Genomic DNA, 20,280 nt, shown 5'->3' on the forward strand with positions numbered 1-20,280 from the left:
ATCATACAGTGATATGTCTTGATTATTGTTGAAAGTAATGGAAAAAGAGAGGAAATTCCTGTAATAGATTATCATGTCCATGTTTGGAAAGCAAATGAAGATAATTGGCTGAGACCAGAATTAGCTAAAGGTTGGATAGACTGTTTTTATGATTATCATAAATCCTTAACTCCAGAAGAGTACCTCATGAATTATGAGACTTTTAAGTATTATGGAGCAGATAAAATGATAGAAGACGTAATGGTAAATGGATATGTAGACGTAGCAATAACGCAACCTCAATATCTGCAATACTTCTATAGAGAACCATTTGGGAATACTGATGAATTTGGGAAGCTAGTTCTTTCTAATCCATATAGGTTCGTTATAGGTACTAGGTGGGATCCTAGAGACGGCGAAGAAGGAAAAAAGAGATTAGAAGAAGACGTAAGAAAATATAGGGTGAAACCATGGCAGATGAAACATGTCAAATTGTATACTGCAGAATGGAAAGATATTAACGGAAATTTGTCGAGAGGATGGAGGCTTGACTCAAAGGAAGCATTTGATTTTATAGAATTTAGTAAATCTTTAGGAATTGACATTTTAGTGGCACATAAGGGACCTACTGTATGGCCATTGGATAAGGACGCTTTCGATATAAAAGACGTTGACTCTGCAGCCTCTTCTTTTCCTGAGATGAAATTCGTTGTAACTCATATAGGATTACCAAGATTAGAAGATTTTGTATGGACTGCAGTACAAGATAAGAATATCTATGCAGGATTAGCCGTTGCGTCAGCGTTTGTCCATAAAAGACCGAAATATTTTGCGCAGATAATGGCTGAATTGCTCTTCTGGTTAGGCCCTGACAGAATACTCATGGGAACAGATTATGCCATATGGAATCCTAAATGGATATTGGAAGATTTCATTAAGTTTGAACTTCCAGAGGACGTTAAAAGGGAATATGGAGTAGAATTAACTCTAGATGTAAAAAAGAAGATTTTATATGAAAACGCATCGAAATTGTGGGGAATCAACGTTAATGATGTAAAGAGAAGAGAGGATGAAATAAGTAAAAAAGCTAAAGTTCTTAAGGTGAATCTATGAGTGTAGAAAATGTACTTAAATCCATAATTGATCCTGAAACAAATTATTCAATTACCGAACTGGGATTTATTAAAAAAATTGAGAAGGAGCATATAGTTTTGTCTCCCCCTACTTACTGGTGTCCTCCAATGTTCCTCTATATGATTATGGAAGAAATAAAAGTCAAATTGCCTAACATTACCATTGAGGTTAGCGATCATCACGATGCAAAAAGATTAACAGAATGTATAAATTCCAGGAAAAGTTTTTCAGAATGTTATTCCAGTGAGGTTTCAGGAAATGAATATAACGAGATAAAAGAGAAATTCATCACGAAGAGGATGAAAAAAGACAGATTAACTAACCTATCTTTTAATATAAATGGGGAAATGTGCAAACTCCTTTCTGAGGCTAGAAGAAAATGAAAGCTTTCAGAATTCATGACTATAATAAACCCTTAGTAATGGATAACGTTCCTGAACCTAAAATAAGCGAACCGTACGATATCATAGTTAGAATAAAGGGGGCTGGAGTATGCAGAACTGATCTTCATATCCAAGAAGGAGTATGGAAAGATGTATTTAATCCTAAACTTCCGTTTACTATAGGCCATGAGAACGTTGGAATAGTAGAAGAAGTTGGAAGTGCAGTAGACTGGATAGAAAGAGGCGATTCAGTTATTCTTCACCCTTATATTACATGCAGACATTGTAGAGCATGTAGAGCAGGAAACGATATGCATTGTCCTTATGGAAAGTTCCCTGGATTAGATGGTACTGATGGAGGATATGCAGAATATCTTAAAACGTCTGCATTCTCTGCAATAAAAATACCTAAAGGGATAGATATAGCTCCTATGGCTCCTTTAGCAGACGCAGGAATTACTGCTTATCATGCAGTCAAAAAATTGTCTTCCTATTTTTATCCCGGATCAACGGCTGTTGTAATAGGAGTAGGAGGTTTAGGACACATAGGAATCCAAGTTTTAAAAGCGATAACTCCTGCAAAGGTTATAGCCATTGACGTAAATGAAGAAAAAATAAAATTAGCTAAAGAACTCGGTGCTGATGAGACTATCATTGCAGATAAGGATGGCGGAGTATCTGATGTGTTGAAGATCACTGATGGTGGAGCAGACGTTGTAATAGATTTTGTTGGAGAATACTCTACGCCATCTAACTCCTTAAAGATGATAAGAAAAGGAGGAATCTATTCTATTGTAGGATATGGAGGAGAAGTTTCAGACAAGACATTGGATTTCATAAGTAGGGAGATAAGTATAGTTGGAAATCTTGTAGGTACCTATAACGAACTCTCTGAATTAGTCAATCTTTATTCTCAAGGAAAAGTAAAATTGAAAGTAAAAACTTTCTCGCTGGAAGAAGCTAATGAAGCATTAGAAGAGTTAAAACATGGAAAAATATTGGGAAGAGGAGTTCTAGTAACATGAAAACGTAAGTAGTTCACAAATCTTTATGTTAAATTTTTATTAATAATAAAAACTTACCAGAAATACTGATTACATACTTTGTAGAATTCCTCAATTTTTTGAATAATTAGCTCATAGAGTTTTCTTAAATTCAAAATCTAACGTTAGATTAATAGTAAGTTTAATGATCCATTAATAAAATTTTAAAGTAACCCACAAAGCAATACATTTAACACTTTATTTGATAAAGAAATATTAGATCCGATATTAAGACCATTTTATATCATTAAAAAAGATAAGATACAATCTGACTTGCATAAATTAAAGATAGAAAATTATTATAATATAAAATATTAGCATGACATACGTAATTAAAATAGATGATAACTAAACTGTCTCTAGAGTTAGAACATTATGGAGATTGGACTGTATTTTCGGAAAACTTTGATAAACTCACTGCTGATAGTGTATATTTTTTTACTAATCCGTCTAGCAGACTGAATTATGAAATATTTCATGTAATGTCTTCAAAACAAGACAACATAGTAGATTTTATTAGAATGATAAGGAGATCAAAAGATATAAGAGTTATAAAATATATTTTTATTTCAAAAAATTTAGCAGAAATTCATTTGACTGGATCTTATGACTCTTCCATTAGGAAAATTTTTATGGAACGAATGAGTATAGTAAAGAATTTATCAGTTAAAGACGGTTTTGAGAATTATATTATATATATAGTAAACGGAGATCGGGATTTGATAAGGGAACTATATGAAGATTTAAAACATGTAGCTAAAATAAAAAGTTTCATCATAGAAGAATATGCAAAAGATAGTAACTATGTATTTTCAAGTCCCTTATTATCAAAAAGAGAAAAAACGATATTATTAGAAGCTTATAAGGAAGGATATTTCAATTATCCTAGAAATATTACACTTGAAAAATTATCCAATAGGCTAGGTATATCTAAAGCCGTAACGAATTATTATCTTAGAAATGGTATAAGGAAAATCATAAGAAATTATCTTATTCAAGATCAGGAATATTGTTAATATTTCCTAATCTAACTTATATAAGGATATTTCGCCTTCTTTCTTAATCTTAACATTATTTCCAAAGTATTTAATTAATGCTTCAGATGTTATAAAGGCTTGAGGATATATCTGTTTAACATTGAAAGCCTTTAATAATCTCTCTGTAAACTCTCCTAATGAGAGAAAATCTGATGAGAGAAGATCATACGCACTAGAAATAAGTTTAACTACAGTCTCGATTGATGCATTTAGGAACCTATCTACTTCTGAGCCTTCTATTATTCTTTTATTAGATGGCAGATAATTATGCCCAGGAATTATTATTTCAGGATTCATTTTAATAACTTTTTGAAGAGTTACTAAATATTTTTTAATATCAGATATTTGTGGAATAGCGTTAGTTTTGGAAGATCCTATTATGCCTTCACCTTGAATGCCATCACTTGTAAATAATATATTCCTAATACGAAATAGCAGAGTACCAGCTACGTGACCTTCTCCTTCAACAACTTCAACAATGTCGTGTATATCATCAAAATTTGTACTATGAATTTTAGGATATCCTAGTTCAGTTCTAATATATCTATAATATTCTTTGGTATACTTAGTACTTAAGAACTTTGCATATTTATGTGGAAAAAAGCTATATATAGACGTATATGTTGAAGAGAGAAGGCTTTTAGTTATAGGATGAGATCTTATCTCTACACCGAGATTAGCTAGCTTCCCACTACCACCTGCATGATCATAGTGACTGTGAGAGACTAATGCGATTTTAGGTAACCTAATACCTTGTACTAGTTCTTCGATTTCTGAAGTATATGAAGTATCTAGAAGAATGGGTATTCTTTTATCTATATATAACAAGTTTAAATCTACGTCTTGTAGATATGTAGCTAATAATAATATATCTTTATCTATCTCTTTAATTTCGAAGTTCATATTTTATTTCACTCCGTTCTTGATTTCTGAACTTCTTTCTGAGACTCTAAGAAATCTAGAGATTTGCCTTTAATTTCTAGACCGAGTAATGCTAAGCCTATCGCAAATACTGCATATCCTATCATCTGCGATATAAATATAGGAGCCCAATTATGAACACTAACTAATCCTCCGAAAATATATGCACTCAATGAGTAAAATACTCCATAAGTTATAGCCCATACTAAACCTACTGCAGTATGTCTAATTCTAGTAGGATACACAGCTGGTAAATACGCTGGCATGAATCCCCATGCAGTCTGGAAAAAGAACGCTACTATAAATAATATGGTAAAATCTAGGTATACTGAAATATTAATTGGAATAAACCACATTAATAATACTGCAGGAATAAGTCCTAATGGAATTAAAACTGCTTTTCTAGCACCTATTTTATCCATTATAAAACCCTCAACTAGATTGGCTACAAATTGTCCTATGGCGAAACCAATAAAAGCGAAAGTTATGGCTGATGCCGAAATTGATACACCAGTAATTCCTCCTTGATAATACCATGAAGGATAATAGAAATCTTTTGGTGACGTAGCAAACATCATAAAAGCAAACGTTACTAGTATAAGTACGGTTGGGAATAAATATTGTCTCTTAAACATTTCAGATATTGCCTGCCTATTAGAAGCTTTTTCTGCTAGCTCTTTTTGAAACTCATTTTTTATTGTACTAGCAACTTTCTGCCAGTATGGAGACTCTCTAATACCAACTCTAATACCAAAAATTATCAGTGCGAATAATGCAGATCCTATATAGGCCCATCTCCAGCCTAAGGCTGTCGCGCTAGCAAAAGTTCCACTAAATACTGCTGCTAACGCATATCCTAATGAGATCCCTCCCTGAGATATAGAAAGAAATGTACTTCTAATGTTATTTGGAATACTTTCAGCTAGTATAACCCATCCTGCAGTCATTTCTCCTCCAGTAAATATACCAGCTAAAAATCTTATGCTAGAATACATTGCCCAATTTATTGAAGTTGCACTTAATCCAGTCATTATCATAGTACCTAAAATGGTCATCATAAAGGTTAGTTTTCTTCCCCATAATCTATCATTTATTAGCCCAAAAATGAAAGCTCCTATTCCATCGCCTATTCCAAAAAGTAATGATGGTTCTGATAATGATGAAACACGAAATGTTGAATAGAGCTGTGGAGCTAAGAAACCAGTCAGAGTTACATCTAAACCTACAGCTGCCCAACCTCCAAAAACAGCTATTAATAATATTATACTGTAAAATTTATCATTATACGACATATGTATTCCCAGATAGAATTTATCAAATGTTATTTATAATGTTTGATTAATACATGTATAAAGCGTAAGAGATTAGTATATATAATATTAAAATATACAGAATATTGCAATTATTACAATATATATTATTATTTTAAAATGAGTCTAACTCCTTCTCTTTACTTATATGTTATATACAATCAATATAAGTCCCAAAAGTACAAAATGTACTATGGAACTTAAAATAAGCGATATAAAAGTTATCACAGTTCAAGCTAATTTTCAATGGACATTCGTTAGAATTTATTCTAAGGACATTTATGGAACTGGTGAAGCAGGCCCAGCTCCAGGGCTTAAAGGAATGGAATCAGATTTTAAAAAGTTACTTTTAGGAGAAGACGCTTTTAAGATAAAAAGAATAGAAGATAAGATGCGATATGCAACATTATATTCAGGAACAACTACTCATCATCTAATAGCAGGTATTATAAATGCTATTTATGACCTTATAGGTAAATATCTTAATATTCCAGTATATAAGCTTCTAGGCGGAGATAGAGATGTAATTAGACTTTACGTAGATGCACATGGAGGGAAAGGATTAGAGGCAATGAATTCAGTTTTGCTTCCAGAAAATCCAGAATTCTTAAAAAACGCAAACGTAGAAAAGAATAGACTACAGAGTACAAATAATCCAATACACGGAAGATTATCTCAGGAAAAATGGAATGAAGATTATACGCCAGAATCTTATTCTCAGAGAGCTAAGCAGTTAATAGTTGAAGGATATACGGCAATAAAGTTCGACTTAGATATTCCTACACCTTTTTCTAACGAATATAATATAAGATCTGGCGACCTTAATAATAAGGATATAGACTATATAGCTAGTATAATGAAATCAGTAAGAGAAACAGTAGGAGATGACATAGACCTTATGGTAGATCTTCACTGGAGATATAATATTAATACTGCAATTAGACTATGTAAGGCATTAGAGCCATTAAGACTAAGATGGATCGAAGATCCTACTCCTGCGCAAACATCCATAAGTAATCTAGAGGAGTTTAGGCTTATTACATCATATTGTAGCACACCTATAGAAACCGGAGAAAACATGTATAGTGTATATCAATTTAAGGATTTAATTAAGGAAGGTATAAGAGTTTGGGCACCAGATATAGCAAAAACTGGTATCAAGGAGGGCATAAAAATAGCCGAATTAGCTGAAATGTATGATATAGAGTTTTCTCCACATAATATAGGATCTCCAATAGCAACGTTAGCTAATGCTCATGTATGTTCAGCATCAGGAACTTTTGGAGTACTAGAGTTTCATGGACATGATCTTCCTATATGGCAACAACTTATAAAAGGAAATTTAAAGATGGAAAAAGGTTTCATAATCTTAAGTGATAAACCTGGACTTGGCATTGATTTGGATGAGAATGTAATCAAAAAGTATTGGAATATTGAATTATAATATTATATTTCTATTAAATTATGTCTTTTATTTGTAAATTTTCTATTATGGAAATTAATATAACTATATTTCTCATGTATTAATAGCATTTCTTTTAATATAATTCGACTTATTCTAACATCTGTTGTGGCCAAAATATTAGAACGAATTACATATTTTATGGAATTGACAAAAATACTTTTCATCGCTCTTCGTTTTAAATTTTCTATAATTCAGTTATTTGATTAGCCATTTTTTGTTTTATTTATATTTTTCTAGATTTAATTTAAGTTTAATAGTCAGTGATGCTCGAGAGAGTGTCCCAAGTGCAAATAATTGAATAAATCTATGTAAAGGTTTATAGATAATAATTCAAAAGATATTGTGAATTACTGAGAAATTTTGAATTTTCGCTTGAAGCAAAAAGTCGCGTAATACTTAAAGGGAACCGGGACGATGTAGTACCGATTCACATGAAGCATTGGATAGAACACTACAACGGCCCGGTCCCCTATGAACATTTATCAGCAAGGCATAAAACACTTGTGAAAATGAACTACATGCTGATCACGTCTGAAGTGCTGTCGCGTCTCTCTGACCTCTTCATATTGAGAGCGTTAATAGTTATGATTGTGTGGACGTGCTCCTACAGGGACGTGCGAAGCTACTACGAGTCAGACGTGGTGGTAAGGTGGTTCCTAGGCGAGTACAAGTCTAAGTCGGAGATCCATAGGAGGGCAAAGAAATTTAGGGGAGAGGTAAAGACTCTGTTCAAGGAGTACGCCAAGGAGTTGGAGGGGAAGATGAGTAGACTTGCTGACTACTTACCTAGCAGTGCGTTATACGGAAAGGTTGGAAAGCTGTGGATCGTGGATTCCTTCCTAATCGAGGTACCCTTCGGGAAGAGGAACAAGGAAACATTGAAGAAGAAGTTTGAGCTAGACCTAAGGCAGAGGAAGTACAGGGAGGCGGCTAACACGCTCTTCTTTTACATTAAGTGCAAAGTGAGGAGGAGGTTCAAGGGAGAGTTTACAAAGAAGAGGAACAGGAGTTCGGCTTCAAGGTCTTCAACCTCATGTCGCCTACAATGATAGTTCACGAGATTCAAGTGGAACTGGGCCAATTTTCCGGACAATAAGGTTGGCTTCTCTCGCAGCGGTTATAAGGTAGTGGATAGGGGCTTCGTGGGGAAGTCCTCGACCTGGTTGATAGGTTTCTCTAGTTTCAGGAGTGGAGTTCTTTGGGATCTTCTTGAGGAGGTATTGGAGGCCTTACGCTACTGAAAAGGGTATGGTCGAGTTCTTTGTCTACGTTATCGCGTTGATTTACAACTCCTACATCTACACTTCTGTGTTATCGCGTGTTCCGGAGAGTCAACTCGCCCACTAACTTGTACCGCGAGAGTTGATCAAGGTAGTGTGGACTATGTTGGAAATTCTGTTTTTCTCTATACTTGATTATTTTCCATTACAATATAAGCTTAATCTCTCGTTATACTGAAAGATATAATTATATTTTATTCTTAATTAATTATAAAATTGTTTTTCTATCATACTATATTTATTCAATTATTTGCGCTTGGGACACTCTCTTAAGAGGTTCTATGGTGATAAGGCTTACGATACTAACGAGATTTATAATCTTGGTGTTGATGTTGTTGTTCCTCCTAGGAAGAACGCTTCTACTAGGCGTGGTCATTCCTGCTAGGAGAAGGAATGTTCGTGAGTTCTTGAGATTGGGTTATGAACGTTGGCGGGATGAGAAGGGTTAGTTAAGGTGGTTGGTTGAATCCTTGTTCTCAGCGGTTAAGCGTACTTTTGGTGAGTCTGTTAGGGCTACGAGTTTTGCTGGTCAAGTTGTTGAGGCTAAGCTAGTTTGGCTTATGCTTGGATGATGTACATGGCCAACCTTGTTGTTGGTCGAGCTAAGGGCTTTGAGGTCAAGGAGTAGTATAGTAAATTATTTAGGAGAGATATTATTTTCTATAGAAAACATATTTTTACTGTATCATCCTATTGAAATATATTGAACTAACCCACAAAGCACATTCTTAAGACTCATTCTAGTATTTTCTACATTGCTTAAAAAATTTTTACATTTTTCTGGAATCTTCTTGACAAATATATGATAATGAACATGAGCATCAATAACTTTTATCATAAATAGAAAAATGTTAAAACAGAATATAAGATTTATTACTTAGAACGCTATGCTCGTTATTTAAATATTATTTCATAAAATATTCTAAATAGAATAATATATTTAATTATATTAATAATTATTTTTTTAGTAATTTTTTAAGATAATTTTTATAATATATAAAGTTTTAATTTAATATATTAAATCGAACTATATATGCACTACAAAAAGACTCGAAACCACGTTAAAGTAGCAATAGAATATTATAGGTAAGGTATTACTAACCTTTGTCTATTTCTAGTAATCCCACAAAAGTTCTTATTCATTAAAGAGATCTAAAAATTAGATATGAACAATAAAAGATTATTAGAAATGCTAACGTTGTAAGCTAGAAGTACATATACGATAGAGAGTTATAATTTCTACTATATGTAACACTTGACGAACTTCTAGGTTTATATAAGACTAGTTAAGGACATTAGGTTAATAGAAACTGGAGAATGGTTGATTATAGTCTTGTCGAACTATATGCACCCTTAAATCTTTTAAATGGAAAACTCCAATAAATGAGATTTACTTAAGAAGAATACAGTATATTAGAGATAATCTGATATAATTTTACTAATATGTATAAAATAGGACACTCGTACGATAACATCTGTTAGTTTAAATTAATGTAATAGTTTCATCTACTGTGTAATAGATATCTGTAAGTAAAAAATATCTCAAATTAATATAAAATTATCATTTTAATATAAGATTTTTAAACTATTGTTGAATATGATGATAAAATGTTATCTATAGATGAGTTGGATCTTAAAATATTAAAGCGGATTCAGAAAGATGGAAGATATAATTTACAAGATCTCAGTAATGAATTTAGGATTCCTAAATCTACCATACTATATAGAATAAGGAGAATGGAAAAAGATGGTATAATAACTGGTTATTATACTGGAATAAATGTAAGAAAATTAGGATATGATTATTTGGTAATAACACTTATTAAATCCAAATATGGGAAAGAACATTATGATAACGTAGCAAAAGAGCTATCTAAGCTACCTGGAGTTTGGGGAGTGTACTTTGTTCTTGGTAACATTGATTTTATAGTTATGGCCAGATTTAAGAATAGAGAAGATTTTATGACAAATTATTTAAATAAAATAACAACAATTAAAGGTATTCAGAGTTCTAATACTCATATAATTCTCGATATTGCAAAAGATAATTTTTATGAAATATTTTAAAAAAATTAAATTTTTATTTGATTAGAAAGTTTTATAGTCTCTTCAAATTTTTCCAATCCTCTATCTATTAATAGCTTAGGGATTGTTAATGGCGCCATATATCTTAGCACATTATCATATATCCCAGATTTGTACATAATTATTCCTTTTTTCAAAAGAATATCTATAAAGGGTTTAACACTTATTGGATCTTTGCGTTCATTTGAGAATTCTATTCCTATCATAAAACCTAATCCTCTCACATCATACTTTCCTTGCTTATAGTTGTCTTCCATGATTTCATCAAATCTTTTCTTAGTAAAATCACCTAACGTTATTACTCTCTCTAAAAGATTAGAATTCATTATGTAATTTAATGTAGCATTTCCTACTGCCATTCCTATCGGGTTTCCTCTGTAAGTACCTAAATGAAAGGCTTGTGGTAGTTTATCAAGGTCCTTATTAAATGCAACTAACGAAATTGGGATTCCTTCTCCGATACCCTTGGAAATTGTAACTATATCTGGCTTTATTCCTTCCCATTCATATGCCCAAATTTTACCAGTTCTTCCTACTCCAGTCTGTATTTCGTCGATTATTAGTGGGACATTATATTCAGTAGTTATCTCTCTTAATCCCTTTAAGAACCCCTTTGGAGGGACTATGTAGCCACCTTCTCCTGCTACTGGTTCAACTATAATTCCTGCCACATCGTTATTCTTCATTTCATAATCTACTAATGAGAGAACTTCATTTAAACAGTCTTTAAATGGACATCTGTATTCATAGGGATATGGAAGTCTTATTACGTTATTATCGTAATATGGTTGAAACTTTCTATGATTGAGCATATTACTTAGTCCTATAGTTGCTGCTGAAACTCCATGGTATGCTTCATTAAATGCTATGATATATCTTTTACCACTATTCCATCTTGCTATCTTTACTGCAGCTTCTACAGCGTCTGCCCCTGTAGTAGTGAATAAGAATTTAGCGTCGAAATTTAGCGTTCTCCTTAATGTTTTCATAAATTCTATCCTTATTTCAGTAGGAATTTCCATGTAATGCCATATTTTATCTAATTGCGAATCTACTGCTTGTCTTATTATGGGATTATTATGGCCTAAATTAACTACTGCTATTCCAGCAAACCAATCAATATAGACATTATTATCTACATCGACTATTGTAGATCCTTTAGCCTCCTTTACCGCTATACTGAAATACTTGGGATAATTTAAAGCAGATGTTTCCAGTTCCTCTTGTTGTTTTAATATTTCTGCTGATCTGGGTCCTGGGGGAGTAACTACTATTTTAGGGGCATCTAAAATGCTATTATCTAGTATCTCTTCCATGGACTATCTATTTATTTGCATGGAATAAAAGTATTATATAGATATATTTGTATGTTGTTCAAGTAATATTTATTGCGAATAAAAGTCTCTTTTTATCCTCTTATAGTATTATATGTCTATAGTATTTGTACATTGATCATTAGTACGTAGTAAAAATTTTTATGTCATATAAATAAGATATCGACTTATATGAGTGAGGAAAATAAGAAAATGGAAGAACATACTCTAAAAAAGGGAGAAGTAGGATTATGGCATGGAGTCTTTCAATCATTTTCGTTTGTAGCACCTGCTGGTGACGTAGCTATACTATTAGTAGGAACAGTAGCATTTGCTGGTGAATATACTGCTATTTCTGTATTATTAGCATGGCTAATCTATGGTCTTTTCATGATAACACCTTATGAATTCTCAAAGATAAAAGCTAATGCTGGGAGTTATTATGCATATTCTGCAGAGGGAGCTAAGTGGTTGGCTCCCATAGCATTATTTTCATGGATGGGAGAAAATTTGACTGGACCCGCATTTAGTCTGTTGGGATTATCTGGTTTCATTTTCCTACTATCTTCGACATTGAGTTCAATACCATTTCTATGGATAGTATTCTTGATAATAGTAGGCATATATATGGGATTATTGCCTTATCTAGGAATAAAACCTTCATTAAATTATGTTATGTATACAGGATTTGCTGAAGCATTATTTTTAATGTTATCGTCTATTATAATTATTATAAAACTAGGATCTTCCAATACTATAATACCTTTTACTATTTCTATACCATATATTCCAGCAATATTTTTTGGTGCCATATTTTCAATCTTAGATTTTACCGGTTTAGGTACTGTTACAACTATTTCTGAAGAGATAAAAGAATCTAAAAAAGTCGTTAAAAAAGCCCTAATATATGCATATGTGCTCTCGGGTATTTCATTAATATTGCCTGCATATGCTCTGACAGTAGGCTGGGGCCTTAGTAAAATTTCTAGTTACGCTATATCTCCAGACCCTGGATTAATAGTTTTCAAACAATTTCTAGGAATAGTAGGATTCGCACTCTTAGCTGCTTTCACTATTAATAGTTACTTATCATACAGTGTAGCAAAGACTAATGCAGATAGTAGAATATGGTTTTCTGCAGCTAGAGATGGAATAATACTACCTAAATGGATAGCTTATGTTCATCCTAAATATAAAACTCCGTCTCACGCTATAATATTCTGGTTAGGTTTGTCCGTAATAGTTAGTTTAATTTTCGGAATATTGTTTGGACCAGTTAACGGTGGTCTAGTTTTATTAGACATGGCTGGTGTAGCAATACTTTCAGTCCATATAGTTACTAATTCGGCGTTATCGATATATAAGAGGAGATCATCTCATCATTATTCCATTATCGAGATAGCTAAGTATTTTTTAGCTCCTTCTATGGCAAGTATTCTTGGAATAACAATTATATACTTTAGTTTACAATCAACTATAGCACAAGTAATATCTCAACCTACGCCTCTAAATTTTGCATACTTTGGAGCTACATTAGGAGGTGTATTGTGGTGCCTGGTAGGGTTTATAATTTCATTTTATTATATTAGGAAAAAACCAGATATTTTAGCAAAAGCAGGTAATTATGACGCTGAGGGAGAATTAAAATGAGTGAGTTAATAAAAATTTCTTCTAATTTAGTAGCAGGAATAGGTTCATTACATAAAATAGCACAATATCTGGACGATCTTAAATACCCTAGGTCTATATTAATTCTAACAGGCGAAAATACATATAAAATAGCAGGAAAGATAGTCTATGATAATTTAAATTCAAACGGATATGATGTGAATATAAAAATACTAGATATGAAGGGATATTTATCGCAAGTAAAGCAATTAGCCTTAGATCTTAGGAATTTTTCTAAGTCGGTCTTAGTTGCAGTTGGAGGAGGAAGTATAGCAGATATTGCAAAATATGTATCAAACGAGATAAACTCGTTATTAGTAATAATACCTACTACATTATCAAGTGATGCATTTTCTACTAGTTATAGTATATTTTGGAATAATAATGAAAAACAAGCTATAAAAACAAAATCTCCAAATTTGATAGTAGGAGATTATGATATACTTAAGAATCAACCTAAAAGATTTTTAGGTGCTGGCATAGGTGACATGCTTTCTAAGCTAACAGCAATACCAGATTGGAGATTAGCATTTTGGTTTGCTGAAGAACAGTATAATGATTTTGCAGCTAAAATAGCTATGGCAGAAACTAAATTACTTATAAGAAGGATAGATGATATAGCAAAGGCTAATTACATTGGAATAAAGACTTTATTTCATGCTGAGGTACTAGATGGATATCTTATGGAAATTTCTGGTACAACTAGAGTAGCTGCAGGTGCGGAACATTTGATTAGTTTTGTATTAGAAAATATGTCAGATAATGGTCTTCATGGAGAATATTGCGGAATAGGTACTATATTAATAAGCTATTTACAGCGTGGTTATAATTATAGTAAAAAAATAACTAAATTGTTAGAAAAAGTTAACGCACCTACTACCGCTAACCAACTAGATCTTACTAAATCACAACTAATTAAAGCACTTACTACTGCACATAAGATGAGAAATTGGTATACTATACTAGGTAATGGTTTAAGTGAAAATTCTGCAGAAAGATTACTAAGATATACTCATATAATTTAAATTACGTTAAAAATCTATTTTAGTTTTATATAGTAAACTAGGAGATATTAACAAGTCTGCATTATTTTGAATAATTTTAATACTGCTTTGTAGAGGAGAATATAATAGATTATCAAGTAAAGGGTCTATCCATATTAACAGGTTGCTCTTTCTTCTTATAATTTTCATTTCTCTCTCTAAAAGTCGCAAATCACCTAAATCCCATCCATCACTGAAGACGATGAGATTAACTTTCCTATTAATAAAATCACCATGTTTTCTTCTAAACGTATATAATGTCTCCCCTATTTTAGTTCCGCTACCGTATGACGTAATGGAAACTAATTTTCTTAGGTTTATACTATTAATACTAGTTACTTGAAATAAGTTAGTTACTCTCCTTAAGTCTGTGCTAAAGTAAAAAATCTCGGTTTTTGGGATTATCCTCTTAGTAAAGAAAGACAGTAATAAGCTATCTTTAAAAAAATCTTTCATGGAACCAGATACGTCACACAGTAAGACTATATTTGATTTATTAATTTTTTTAATTGATTTTATAAGATATGGCGATTCGCATGCATAACGTGGCTCATTTTTAATTATTCTCTTAATGTCTAAATTACCATTATTTTTAGGTTTACTTCTATGGCCTGCGGCGCTAAGTGCAATTAATTTTATTCTATTAGCTATTTTCTTCCATCTAATCTGATCTCTCATACTAATCTTCAAGTTATCCATTTTAATTCTAGACTCTTCTGGACTGTAAATAAGAAGATTGGACGATATATATTGGTTCTGGGTTATTTTACCTGTAACACTGTATTTATTCTCATTTTTGCTAATAGTTCTATGTAGAGAATTATCATAAGAAAAATCTTTTATTAATGTAGTCTCAAGTATAGCTTTTATAGTATTAAAGTCTCTTTCCTTTATAATTTTTATTGAATTTATAGCATCTATGGTCTCATTAATGCCTACATTTTTACCTAATCTCCTTAAAATATTTACGAACTTAATTATTATCTCTTCTTCCATTTTTATTACCTAAAAAATGTTTTATATCCTCCTCATCCTTTAGAAGCGTTATTATAAGGCTTTCTAGATCGTCTAATGAATTGACATTCAAAACATTTAATGCGGAAATAAAATCTATAGTCTCTGCTGTACCAGGCTTGTGTACTATTTCCTCATCTTGTCTTAATTCATTTACTATTTTAATGGCTTTCTTTGCGACTTCGTCATTAACATCCTTTACCTTTCTTTTTACTATTTCTAATTCCTTTTCCTCGTTAGGGTAGGATAAGTTTAAATATAAACATCGTCTTTTAATGGCGTCAGAAAGATCTCTAGTTTTATTAGATGTTATAAATACAAATGGCCTATTCTTAGCCCTTATTGTACCTAGCTCTGGAATTGTAACTTGAAACTCCCCTAGAAATTCTAATAGAAATCCTTCAAATTCTGGATCAGCTCTATCTATTTCATCTATTAGAAGTACTGCTTTTGTGTCAGACTTTATAGCCTTTAGTAATGGTCTTTCTATTAAAAACTCATCACTATATATCCTTTCTCTTATTTCTTTTTCATTAGTTTGCTGTAAAATTCTAATTTCCAATAATTGCCTAGGATAATCCCACTCATAGACGGCATGAGAGTAATCTAACCCTTCGTAGCATTGTAATCTTATTAAATCTAGATTTAGTGCGTTGGCAACGGCTTTGGCTAATTCAGTCTTACCACATCCTGGAGGACCCTCAATTAATAATGGTTTTTCTAATTTTAGTGAAAGAAAAACAGCTATGGCTGACTTTTTATCTATTATGTAATCTTTTTCTGCTAATAACTTAATTAATGTATCTATATTATCTATCATTTTATTCACATAAAAAATATTTAAGATTATTCGTTTGATGATACCCCTTTATCTTTAAGAATTTCCCAGACCTTCCATGGTAGTATAGGCATTTCCACATGTTTAACGCCTAAATGTGATAATGCGTCAACAGTAGCGTTTACAAAAGCTGCAGGAGATCCTACAGTAGCAGATTCTCCAACGCCTTTAGCGCCTAATGGATGATGAGGTGACGGAGTTACAGTTTTATCCAATTCCCATCTCGGAGTTTCTACTGCAGTAGGTATTAAATATTCAGCAAAACTTCCACCGTAAATATTTCCGTTTTCATCGTATCGTATTTCTTCCATAAAAGAAGTACCAAATCCCATAGTTAATGCACCCATGATTTGACCATCTACTATAACTGGATTTATAATGTTTCCACAATCATCTACAGCTACAAATCTTCTTACCTTAACTTGTCCAGTACCCTTATCTATATCTACTACACATATGTATGCCCCGAATGGAAATGTCATATTTGGAGGATTATAATATGTTATAGCTTCCAATCCTGCCTCCATATTTGGAGGAGGATTAGTATATGCAGCGAATGCAACTTCTTGAATTGACTTAAATTTATCTGGATATCCTCTAACATAAAATCTTCCTTTATCGAATTCTATATCTTCTTCTCTCGCTTCAAGCAAATGTGCCGCAATTTTTTTAGCTTTATCCAAGATCTTTCTAGAGGATACTGCAGCCGCTGCACCTGCAGTTGGAGTACTACGACTGGCATATGTACCTAAGCCATATGGACATGTATCAGTGTCGCCTTCTTCGACTATTATGTCTTCTACAGGGATTCCTAAAATCTCTGATATTATCTGAGCATAAGTAGTTTCATGACCTTGTCCTTGTGCTCTAGTTCCGAATCTTGCTATTACCTTACCAGTGGGATGTATTCTAATTTCTGCACTATCAAACATTTTAATTCCTACTATATCAAATAAATCTGCAGGCCCAGCTCCCACAATCTCAACGAAAGTGCTTATACCTATTCCCATAAGTTCTCCCTTTTTCCTTTTTTCTTCTTGCTCCTTTCTTAGCTCATAATATCCTATCTTTTCCATAGCCTTTTTCAGGGCGGCAGCGTAATTTCCACTATCATAGGTCCAACCTAAGACAGACTTATATGGGAATTTTTCAGGAGGGATAAAATTCTTTAGTCTTAATTCTGCTGGATCCATATGTAACTCATGAGCTAATATATCTACTAATCTTTCTATCGTATATACAGCTTCGGTAACCCTGAACGAACATCTATACGCTATTCCACCTGCAGGCTTGTTTGTATATGCACCAGTTACTTCTACATATGCAGCTTTTATATCATAAGCTCCAGTGCAAATGCTAAATAATCCTGCAGGAAACTTACTGGGATTCGCATCCCCATAGAATGCTCCATGATCACTTATAACATTAATTCGCAATCCTAAGATAGTCCCATCTTTCTTTGCAGCTAATTCACCATGAATATGAAAATCTCGAGCAAAAGCTGTACTTTTCATATCTTCTGACCTAGTATTTATCCATTTAATGGGTCTACCTAACTTTATTGCAGCATATGTAGATACTACATACCCCGGATAAACGTAAACCTTACCTCCGAATCCTCCCCCTATATCTGGCGAAACTATTCTTATTTTGTTTTCGGGTATTTTAGTTACCAATGAGAATACGGTTCTAACTACATGTGGAGCTTGAGTAGTCATCCATAATGTTAACTTTCCAGAAACGGGTTCATATTGAGCTACAGAACCTACTGGTTCCATATATGCCACATGTAAGCGCTGATAATAGAAATCTTGACTTACCGTAACTTCAGCTTCTTTAAATATCTTGTCTGTAAGATCGCGATCTCCAGCTTCCCATTTGAATACTAAGTTGGAATTTTTATCTGGCCTTACTAACGGAGAATTTGCCTCTAAAGCTTTCCTTGGATCTACTACTGGTTCTAAAGGCTCATACTCTATTTCTACTTGATTTGCTGCATCTGTAGCAATGTATTTATCTTCTGCTATTACAGCTACTACTTCTTGACCTTGAAATACTACTTTATCAATAGGTAATACCATCATCTTATCTCCCATTAATGTAGGTATCCATGAGAGTCCTGCCTTATCTAATTCTTCACCAGTTATTATATCAATAACTCCTGGTATCGATTTAGCTTTCTCCAAGTTTATTTTCTTTATTTTTGCATGAGCATATGGACTTCTAACGAAAACTAAATATGCCATTCCAGGTAATTTTATATCATCTACATACATTCCCTTGCCTTGCAAAAATCTAGTATCTTCCTTGCGTCTAATCTTATGTCCCATCCCATGTATTCCTTCAGGAATTAGGGTTTCTTCAATAGCCATTTAAATTTCACCCTTCATTTTTTCTGAAGCGTATTTTATTGCCTCTACTATATTCTGATATCCTGTACACCTGCAAAGATTTCCAGAAATTCCTATCCTTATCTCCTCTTCTGAAGGATTAGGATTCTTTTTAAGTAATTGATAAGCAGCCATTATCATTCCAGGAGTACAATAACCGCATTGTAGCCCATGCTTTACCCAGAAACCTTCTTGTATTGGATGTAGCTTGCCATCTTTAGCTAAACCTTCTATAGTAATAACATCTTTTCCATTTGCTTGTACTGCAAACATAGTACACGATTTGACTGCTTTACCATTTAGTATTACCGTACAAGCACCACAGTTTGTAGTATCACAGCCTATATGAGTACCAGTTAAACCTGCTATATCTCTTATAAAGTGCACTAACAATAATCTAGGTTCTATTTCGGCTTCGTATGGCTTTTCGTTAATATTTATTTTTACATGTACTTTTTGCATTTATCTCATCCAATTATATTTTTTAAACTTTGTTTAATTGCCCTAATGGTTAACACTCCTGCCATTGCTTTTTTATAATCTACTGGTGGACCAAAAGGTTCTTCCACTGGCTCAATAACGTCACTTACTATTTTTCCAACTTCTCTAATCAACTCATCGTTTATCTTGCTTCCTACTAATGCTTCTTCTGCCTTAACTATCTTTACTGGGTTATTAGTTGCTCCTCCTATGGCAATTCCTGCTTCCTTAACTGTACCATCATAATTTAAAGATAGATTAACTGCAGTTGAGACTATTGCAAAATCACCTGTTCTCTTAGCTAGTTTAATGAAATATCCACTATTTTTTGGTTGCGGAATAGGTATCTGAATTTCAGTTAGTATTTCATCTTCTTTTAGAGATGTTTGAAGGGGACCCAAGAAGAAGTCTTTAGCGCTAATAGTTCTACTTCCAGATAAATTTCTAACTATAAATCTAGCATTATAGGCTAACATTACTGCAGGTAAGTTATTACCAGGAAAATTATAGCATATGTTTCCTCCAATAGTGCCCCAATTTCTAACTATGGGATCTGCTATATTTTTAACTGCTTCATAAAGTAGTGGATACTTAGTTTTAATTAGATCTGAGTCTTCCAAATCTACGTATCTAGTTAACGCGCCAATTTTTAGATATCCGTCTGATTCATTAATAAATGATAAACTCGGAATATTATTTATATCTATAACATATTTTGGTGATATAATTCTTAATTTCATTGCAATTATTAAACTCTGTCCTCCAGCCAGAATCTTAGCTCCGTCCTTATAATATTTAGATAAGAGCTCTAATACTTCATCCATATTTAATGGAGAAAAATATTCAAAAGATGCAGGATACATAATAGTCATTTATAATTTACTAATTAAGGTAAAA

17 protein-coding genes and 2 pseudogenes are annotated in these 20,280 nt (G+C 32.7%); 10 read left to right on the forward strand and 9 right to left on the reverse strand.

The window, feature by feature from the left end:
• Positions 1-18 precede the first annotated feature (18 nt).
• From DFR85_RS30960 to DFR85_RS30975, 4 genes are all read left to right on the forward strand, one after another.
• Positions 19-1,092, forward strand: a complete 1,074-nt coding sequence (locus DFR85_RS30960) for an amidohydrolase family protein (protein WP_246252937.1) — start codon at positions 19-21, stop codon at positions 1,090-1,092.
• On the forward strand, positions 1,089-1,496 hold the full coding sequence (locus DFR85_RS30965; RefSeq protein ID WP_110271601.1) for a metal-sulfur cluster biosynthetic enzyme: 408 nt from the start codon (positions 1,089-1,091) through the stop codon (positions 1,494-1,496). Before DFR85_RS30960 ends, DFR85_RS30965 begins: the two co-directional genes overlap by 4 nt.
• Positions 1,493-2,521, forward strand: a complete 1,029-nt coding sequence (locus DFR85_RS30970) for an NAD(P)-dependent alcohol dehydrogenase (protein WP_110271602.1) — start codon at positions 1,493-1,495, stop codon at positions 2,519-2,521. Before DFR85_RS30965 ends, DFR85_RS30970 begins: the two co-directional genes overlap by 4 nt.
• Before the next feature lie 359 nt (positions 2,522-2,880).
• Positions 2,881-3,555: a helix-turn-helix domain-containing protein gene (locus DFR85_RS30975; RefSeq protein WP_110271603.1), complete on the forward strand. Its 675-nt coding sequence runs from the start codon at positions 2,881-2,883 to the stop codon at positions 3,553-3,555.
• A gap of 6 nt (positions 3,556-3,561) precedes the next feature.
• Here DFR85_RS30975 and DFR85_RS30980 read toward each other — a convergent pair whose 3' ends face one another.
• Together DFR85_RS30980 and DFR85_RS30985 are read right to left on the reverse strand one after the other, a co-directional pair.
• Positions 3,562-4,479 (reverse strand): MBL fold metallo-hydrolase, encoded by a 918-nt coding sequence (locus DFR85_RS30980; protein WP_110271604.1) that lies wholly within the window; start codon positions 4,477-4,479, stop codon positions 3,562-3,564.
• An 8-nt stretch (positions 4,480-4,487) separates the two neighbouring features.
• Positions 4,488-5,789 (reverse strand): MFS transporter, encoded by a 1,302-nt coding sequence (locus tag DFR85_RS30985; RefSeq protein WP_110271605.1) that lies wholly within the window; start codon positions 5,787-5,789, stop codon positions 4,488-4,490.
• Between the two features lie 211 nt (positions 5,790-6,000).
• Here DFR85_RS30985 and DFR85_RS30990 point away from each other — a divergent pair, with 211 nt between their 5' ends.
• From DFR85_RS30990 to DFR85_RS31000, 3 genes and pseudogenes are all read left to right on the forward strand, one after another.
• Positions 6,001-7,251 (forward strand): mandelate racemase/muconate lactonizing enzyme family protein, encoded by a 1,251-nt coding sequence (locus tag DFR85_RS30990; RefSeq protein ID WP_110271606.1) that lies wholly within the window; start codon positions 6,001-6,003, stop codon positions 7,249-7,251.
• 452 nt (positions 7,252-7,703) lie between these two features.
• Positions 7,704-8,619: pseudogene (locus DFR85_RS30995) on the forward strand (IS5-like element ISC1290 family transposase).
• A 192-nt stretch (positions 8,620-8,811) separates the two neighbouring features.
• A pseudogene (locus DFR85_RS31000) lies at positions 8,812-9,180 on the forward strand (transposase); the annotation flags it as partial.
• Between the two features lie 57 nt (positions 9,181-9,237).
• Here DFR85_RS31000 and DFR85_RS31005 read toward each other — a convergent pair.
• A complete protein-coding gene (locus tag DFR85_RS31005; RefSeq protein ID WP_246252938.1) occupies positions 9,238-9,390 on the reverse strand; it encodes a hypothetical protein in 153 nt (50 codons plus the stop codon).
• Positions 9,391-10,160: 770 nt separating this feature from the next.
• On the opposite strand from DFR85_RS31005, the gene DFR85_RS31010 reads away from it, so the two are divergent.
• Entirely contained in the window at positions 10,161-10,619 is a 459-nt protein-coding gene (locus DFR85_RS31010) for an Lrp/AsnC family transcriptional regulator (protein WP_246252939.1), read from the forward strand.
• Between the two features lie 5 nt (positions 10,620-10,624).
• Here the strand turns inward: DFR85_RS31010 and DFR85_RS31015 are convergent, their stop codons facing one another.
• On the reverse strand, positions 10,625-11,953 hold the full coding sequence (locus DFR85_RS31015) for an aspartate aminotransferase family protein (RefSeq protein ID WP_110271607.1): 1,329 nt from the start codon (positions 11,951-11,953) through the stop codon (positions 10,625-10,627).
• A 189-nt stretch (positions 11,954-12,142) separates the two neighbouring features.
• Between DFR85_RS31015 and DFR85_RS31020 the strand changes: the two genes are divergently transcribed.
• Both DFR85_RS31020 and DFR85_RS31025 read left to right on the forward strand, forming a co-directional pair.
• Entirely contained in the window at positions 12,143-13,600 is a 1,458-nt protein-coding gene (locus DFR85_RS31020) for an APC family permease (protein ID WP_210433922.1), read from the forward strand.
• Positions 13,597-14,643, forward strand: a complete 1,047-nt coding sequence (locus DFR85_RS31025) for a sn-glycerol-1-phosphate dehydrogenase (protein ID WP_110271608.1) — start codon at positions 13,597-13,599, stop codon at positions 14,641-14,643. The genes DFR85_RS31020 and DFR85_RS31025 overlap by 4 nt, the downstream gene beginning before the upstream one ends.
• A gap of 6 nt (positions 14,644-14,649) precedes the next feature.
• Here the strand turns inward: DFR85_RS31025 and DFR85_RS31030 are convergent, their stop codons facing one another.
• Genes DFR85_RS31030 through DFR85_RS31050 form a run of 5 tightly spaced genes read right to left on the reverse strand, consistent with a single transcriptional unit; the run spans position 14,650 to position 20,255 of the window.
• Positions 14,650-15,657, reverse strand: coding sequence for a VWA domain-containing protein (locus DFR85_RS31030; protein ID WP_110271609.1), 1,008 nt, complete (start codon positions 15,655-15,657; stop codon positions 14,650-14,652).
• Positions 15,635-16,495, reverse strand: coding sequence for an AAA family ATPase (locus DFR85_RS31035; RefSeq protein ID WP_110271610.1), 861 nt, complete (start codon positions 16,493-16,495; stop codon positions 15,635-15,637). Before DFR85_RS31035 ends, DFR85_RS31030 begins: the two co-directional genes overlap by 23 nt.
• Before the next feature lie 26 nt (positions 16,496-16,521).
• Positions 16,522-18,885 (reverse strand): aerobic carbon-monoxide dehydrogenase large subunit, encoded by a 2,364-nt coding sequence (locus DFR85_RS31040; protein WP_168367227.1) that lies wholly within the window; start codon positions 18,883-18,885, stop codon positions 16,522-16,524.
• The gene (locus DFR85_RS31045) at positions 18,886-19,365 is read right to left on the reverse strand and encodes a (2Fe-2S)-binding protein (protein ID WP_110271611.1); all 480 of its coding nucleotides are present in this window, start codon (positions 19,363-19,365) and stop codon (positions 18,886-18,888) included.
• A gap of 5 nt (positions 19,366-19,370) precedes the next feature.
• Positions 19,371-20,255: an FAD binding domain-containing protein gene (locus tag DFR85_RS31050; RefSeq protein ID WP_246252940.1), complete on the reverse strand. Its 885-nt coding sequence runs from the start codon at positions 20,253-20,255 to the stop codon at positions 19,371-19,373.
• Positions 20,256-20,280 lie beyond the last annotated feature (25 nt).

Source organism: Acidianus brierleyi (genome assembly GCF_003201835.2).
Lineage (GTDB): Archaea > Thermoproteota > Thermoprotei_A > Sulfolobales > Sulfolobaceae > Aramenus > Aramenus brierleyi.

What these genes read in the sequence shown, in the direction of transcription:
- DFR85_RS30965 (WP_110271601.1), top strand. Translation starts at nt 1,089, where the DNA reads ATGAGTGTAGAAAATGTACTTAAATCCATAATTGATCCTGAAACAAAT.
- DFR85_RS30970 (WP_110271602.1), top strand. Translation starts at nt 1,493, where the DNA reads ATGAAAGCTTTCAGAATTCATGACTATAATAAACCCTTAGTAATGGAT.
- DFR85_RS30975 (WP_110271603.1), top strand. Translation starts at nt 2,881, where the DNA reads ATGATAACTAAACTGTCTCTAGAGTTAGAACATTATGGAGATTGGACT.
- DFR85_RS30980 (WP_110271604.1), bottom strand. Translation starts at nt 4,479, where the DNA reads ATGAACTTCGAAATTAAAGAGATAGATAAAGATATATTATTATTAGCT.
- DFR85_RS30985 (WP_110271605.1), bottom strand. Translation starts at nt 5,789, where the DNA reads ATGTCGTATAATGATAAATTTTACAGTATAATATTATTAATAGCTGTT.
- DFR85_RS30990 (WP_110271606.1), top strand. Translation starts at nt 6,001, where the DNA reads ATGGAACTTAAAATAAGCGATATAAAAGTTATCACAGTTCAAGCTAAT.
- DFR85_RS31005 (WP_246252938.1), bottom strand. Translation starts at nt 9,390, where the DNA reads ATGATAAAAGTTATTGATGCTCATGTTCATTATCATATATTTGTCAAG.
- DFR85_RS31010 (WP_246252939.1), top strand. Translation starts at nt 10,161, where the DNA reads ATGTTATCTATAGATGAGTTGGATCTTAAAATATTAAAGCGGATTCAG.
- DFR85_RS31015 (WP_110271607.1), bottom strand. Translation starts at nt 11,953, where the DNA reads ATGGAAGAGATACTAGATAATAGCATTTTAGATGCCCCTAAAATAGTA.
- DFR85_RS31020 (WP_210433922.1), top strand. Translation starts at nt 12,143, where the DNA reads ATGAGTGAGGAAAATAAGAAAATGGAAGAACATACTCTAAAAAAGGGA.
- DFR85_RS31025 (WP_110271608.1), top strand. Translation starts at nt 13,597, where the DNA reads ATGAGTGAGTTAATAAAAATTTCTTCTAATTTAGTAGCAGGAATAGGT.
- DFR85_RS31030 (WP_110271609.1), bottom strand. Translation starts at nt 15,657, where the DNA reads ATGGAAGAAGAGATAATAATTAAGTTCGTAAATATTTTAAGGAGATTA.
- DFR85_RS31035 (WP_110271610.1), bottom strand. Translation starts at nt 16,495, where the DNA reads ATGATAGATAATATAGATACATTAATTAAGTTATTAGCAGAAAAAGAT.
- DFR85_RS31040 (WP_168367227.1), bottom strand. Translation starts at nt 18,885, where the DNA reads ATGGCTATTGAAGAAACCCTAATTCCTGAAGGAATACATGGGATGGGA.
- DFR85_RS31045 (WP_110271611.1), bottom strand. Translation starts at nt 19,365, where the DNA reads ATGCAAAAAGTACATGTAAAAATAAATATTAACGAAAAGCCATACGAA.
- DFR85_RS31050 (WP_246252940.1), bottom strand. Translation starts at nt 20,255, where the DNA reads ATGACTATTATGTATCCTGCATCTTTTGAATATTTTTCTCCATTAAAT.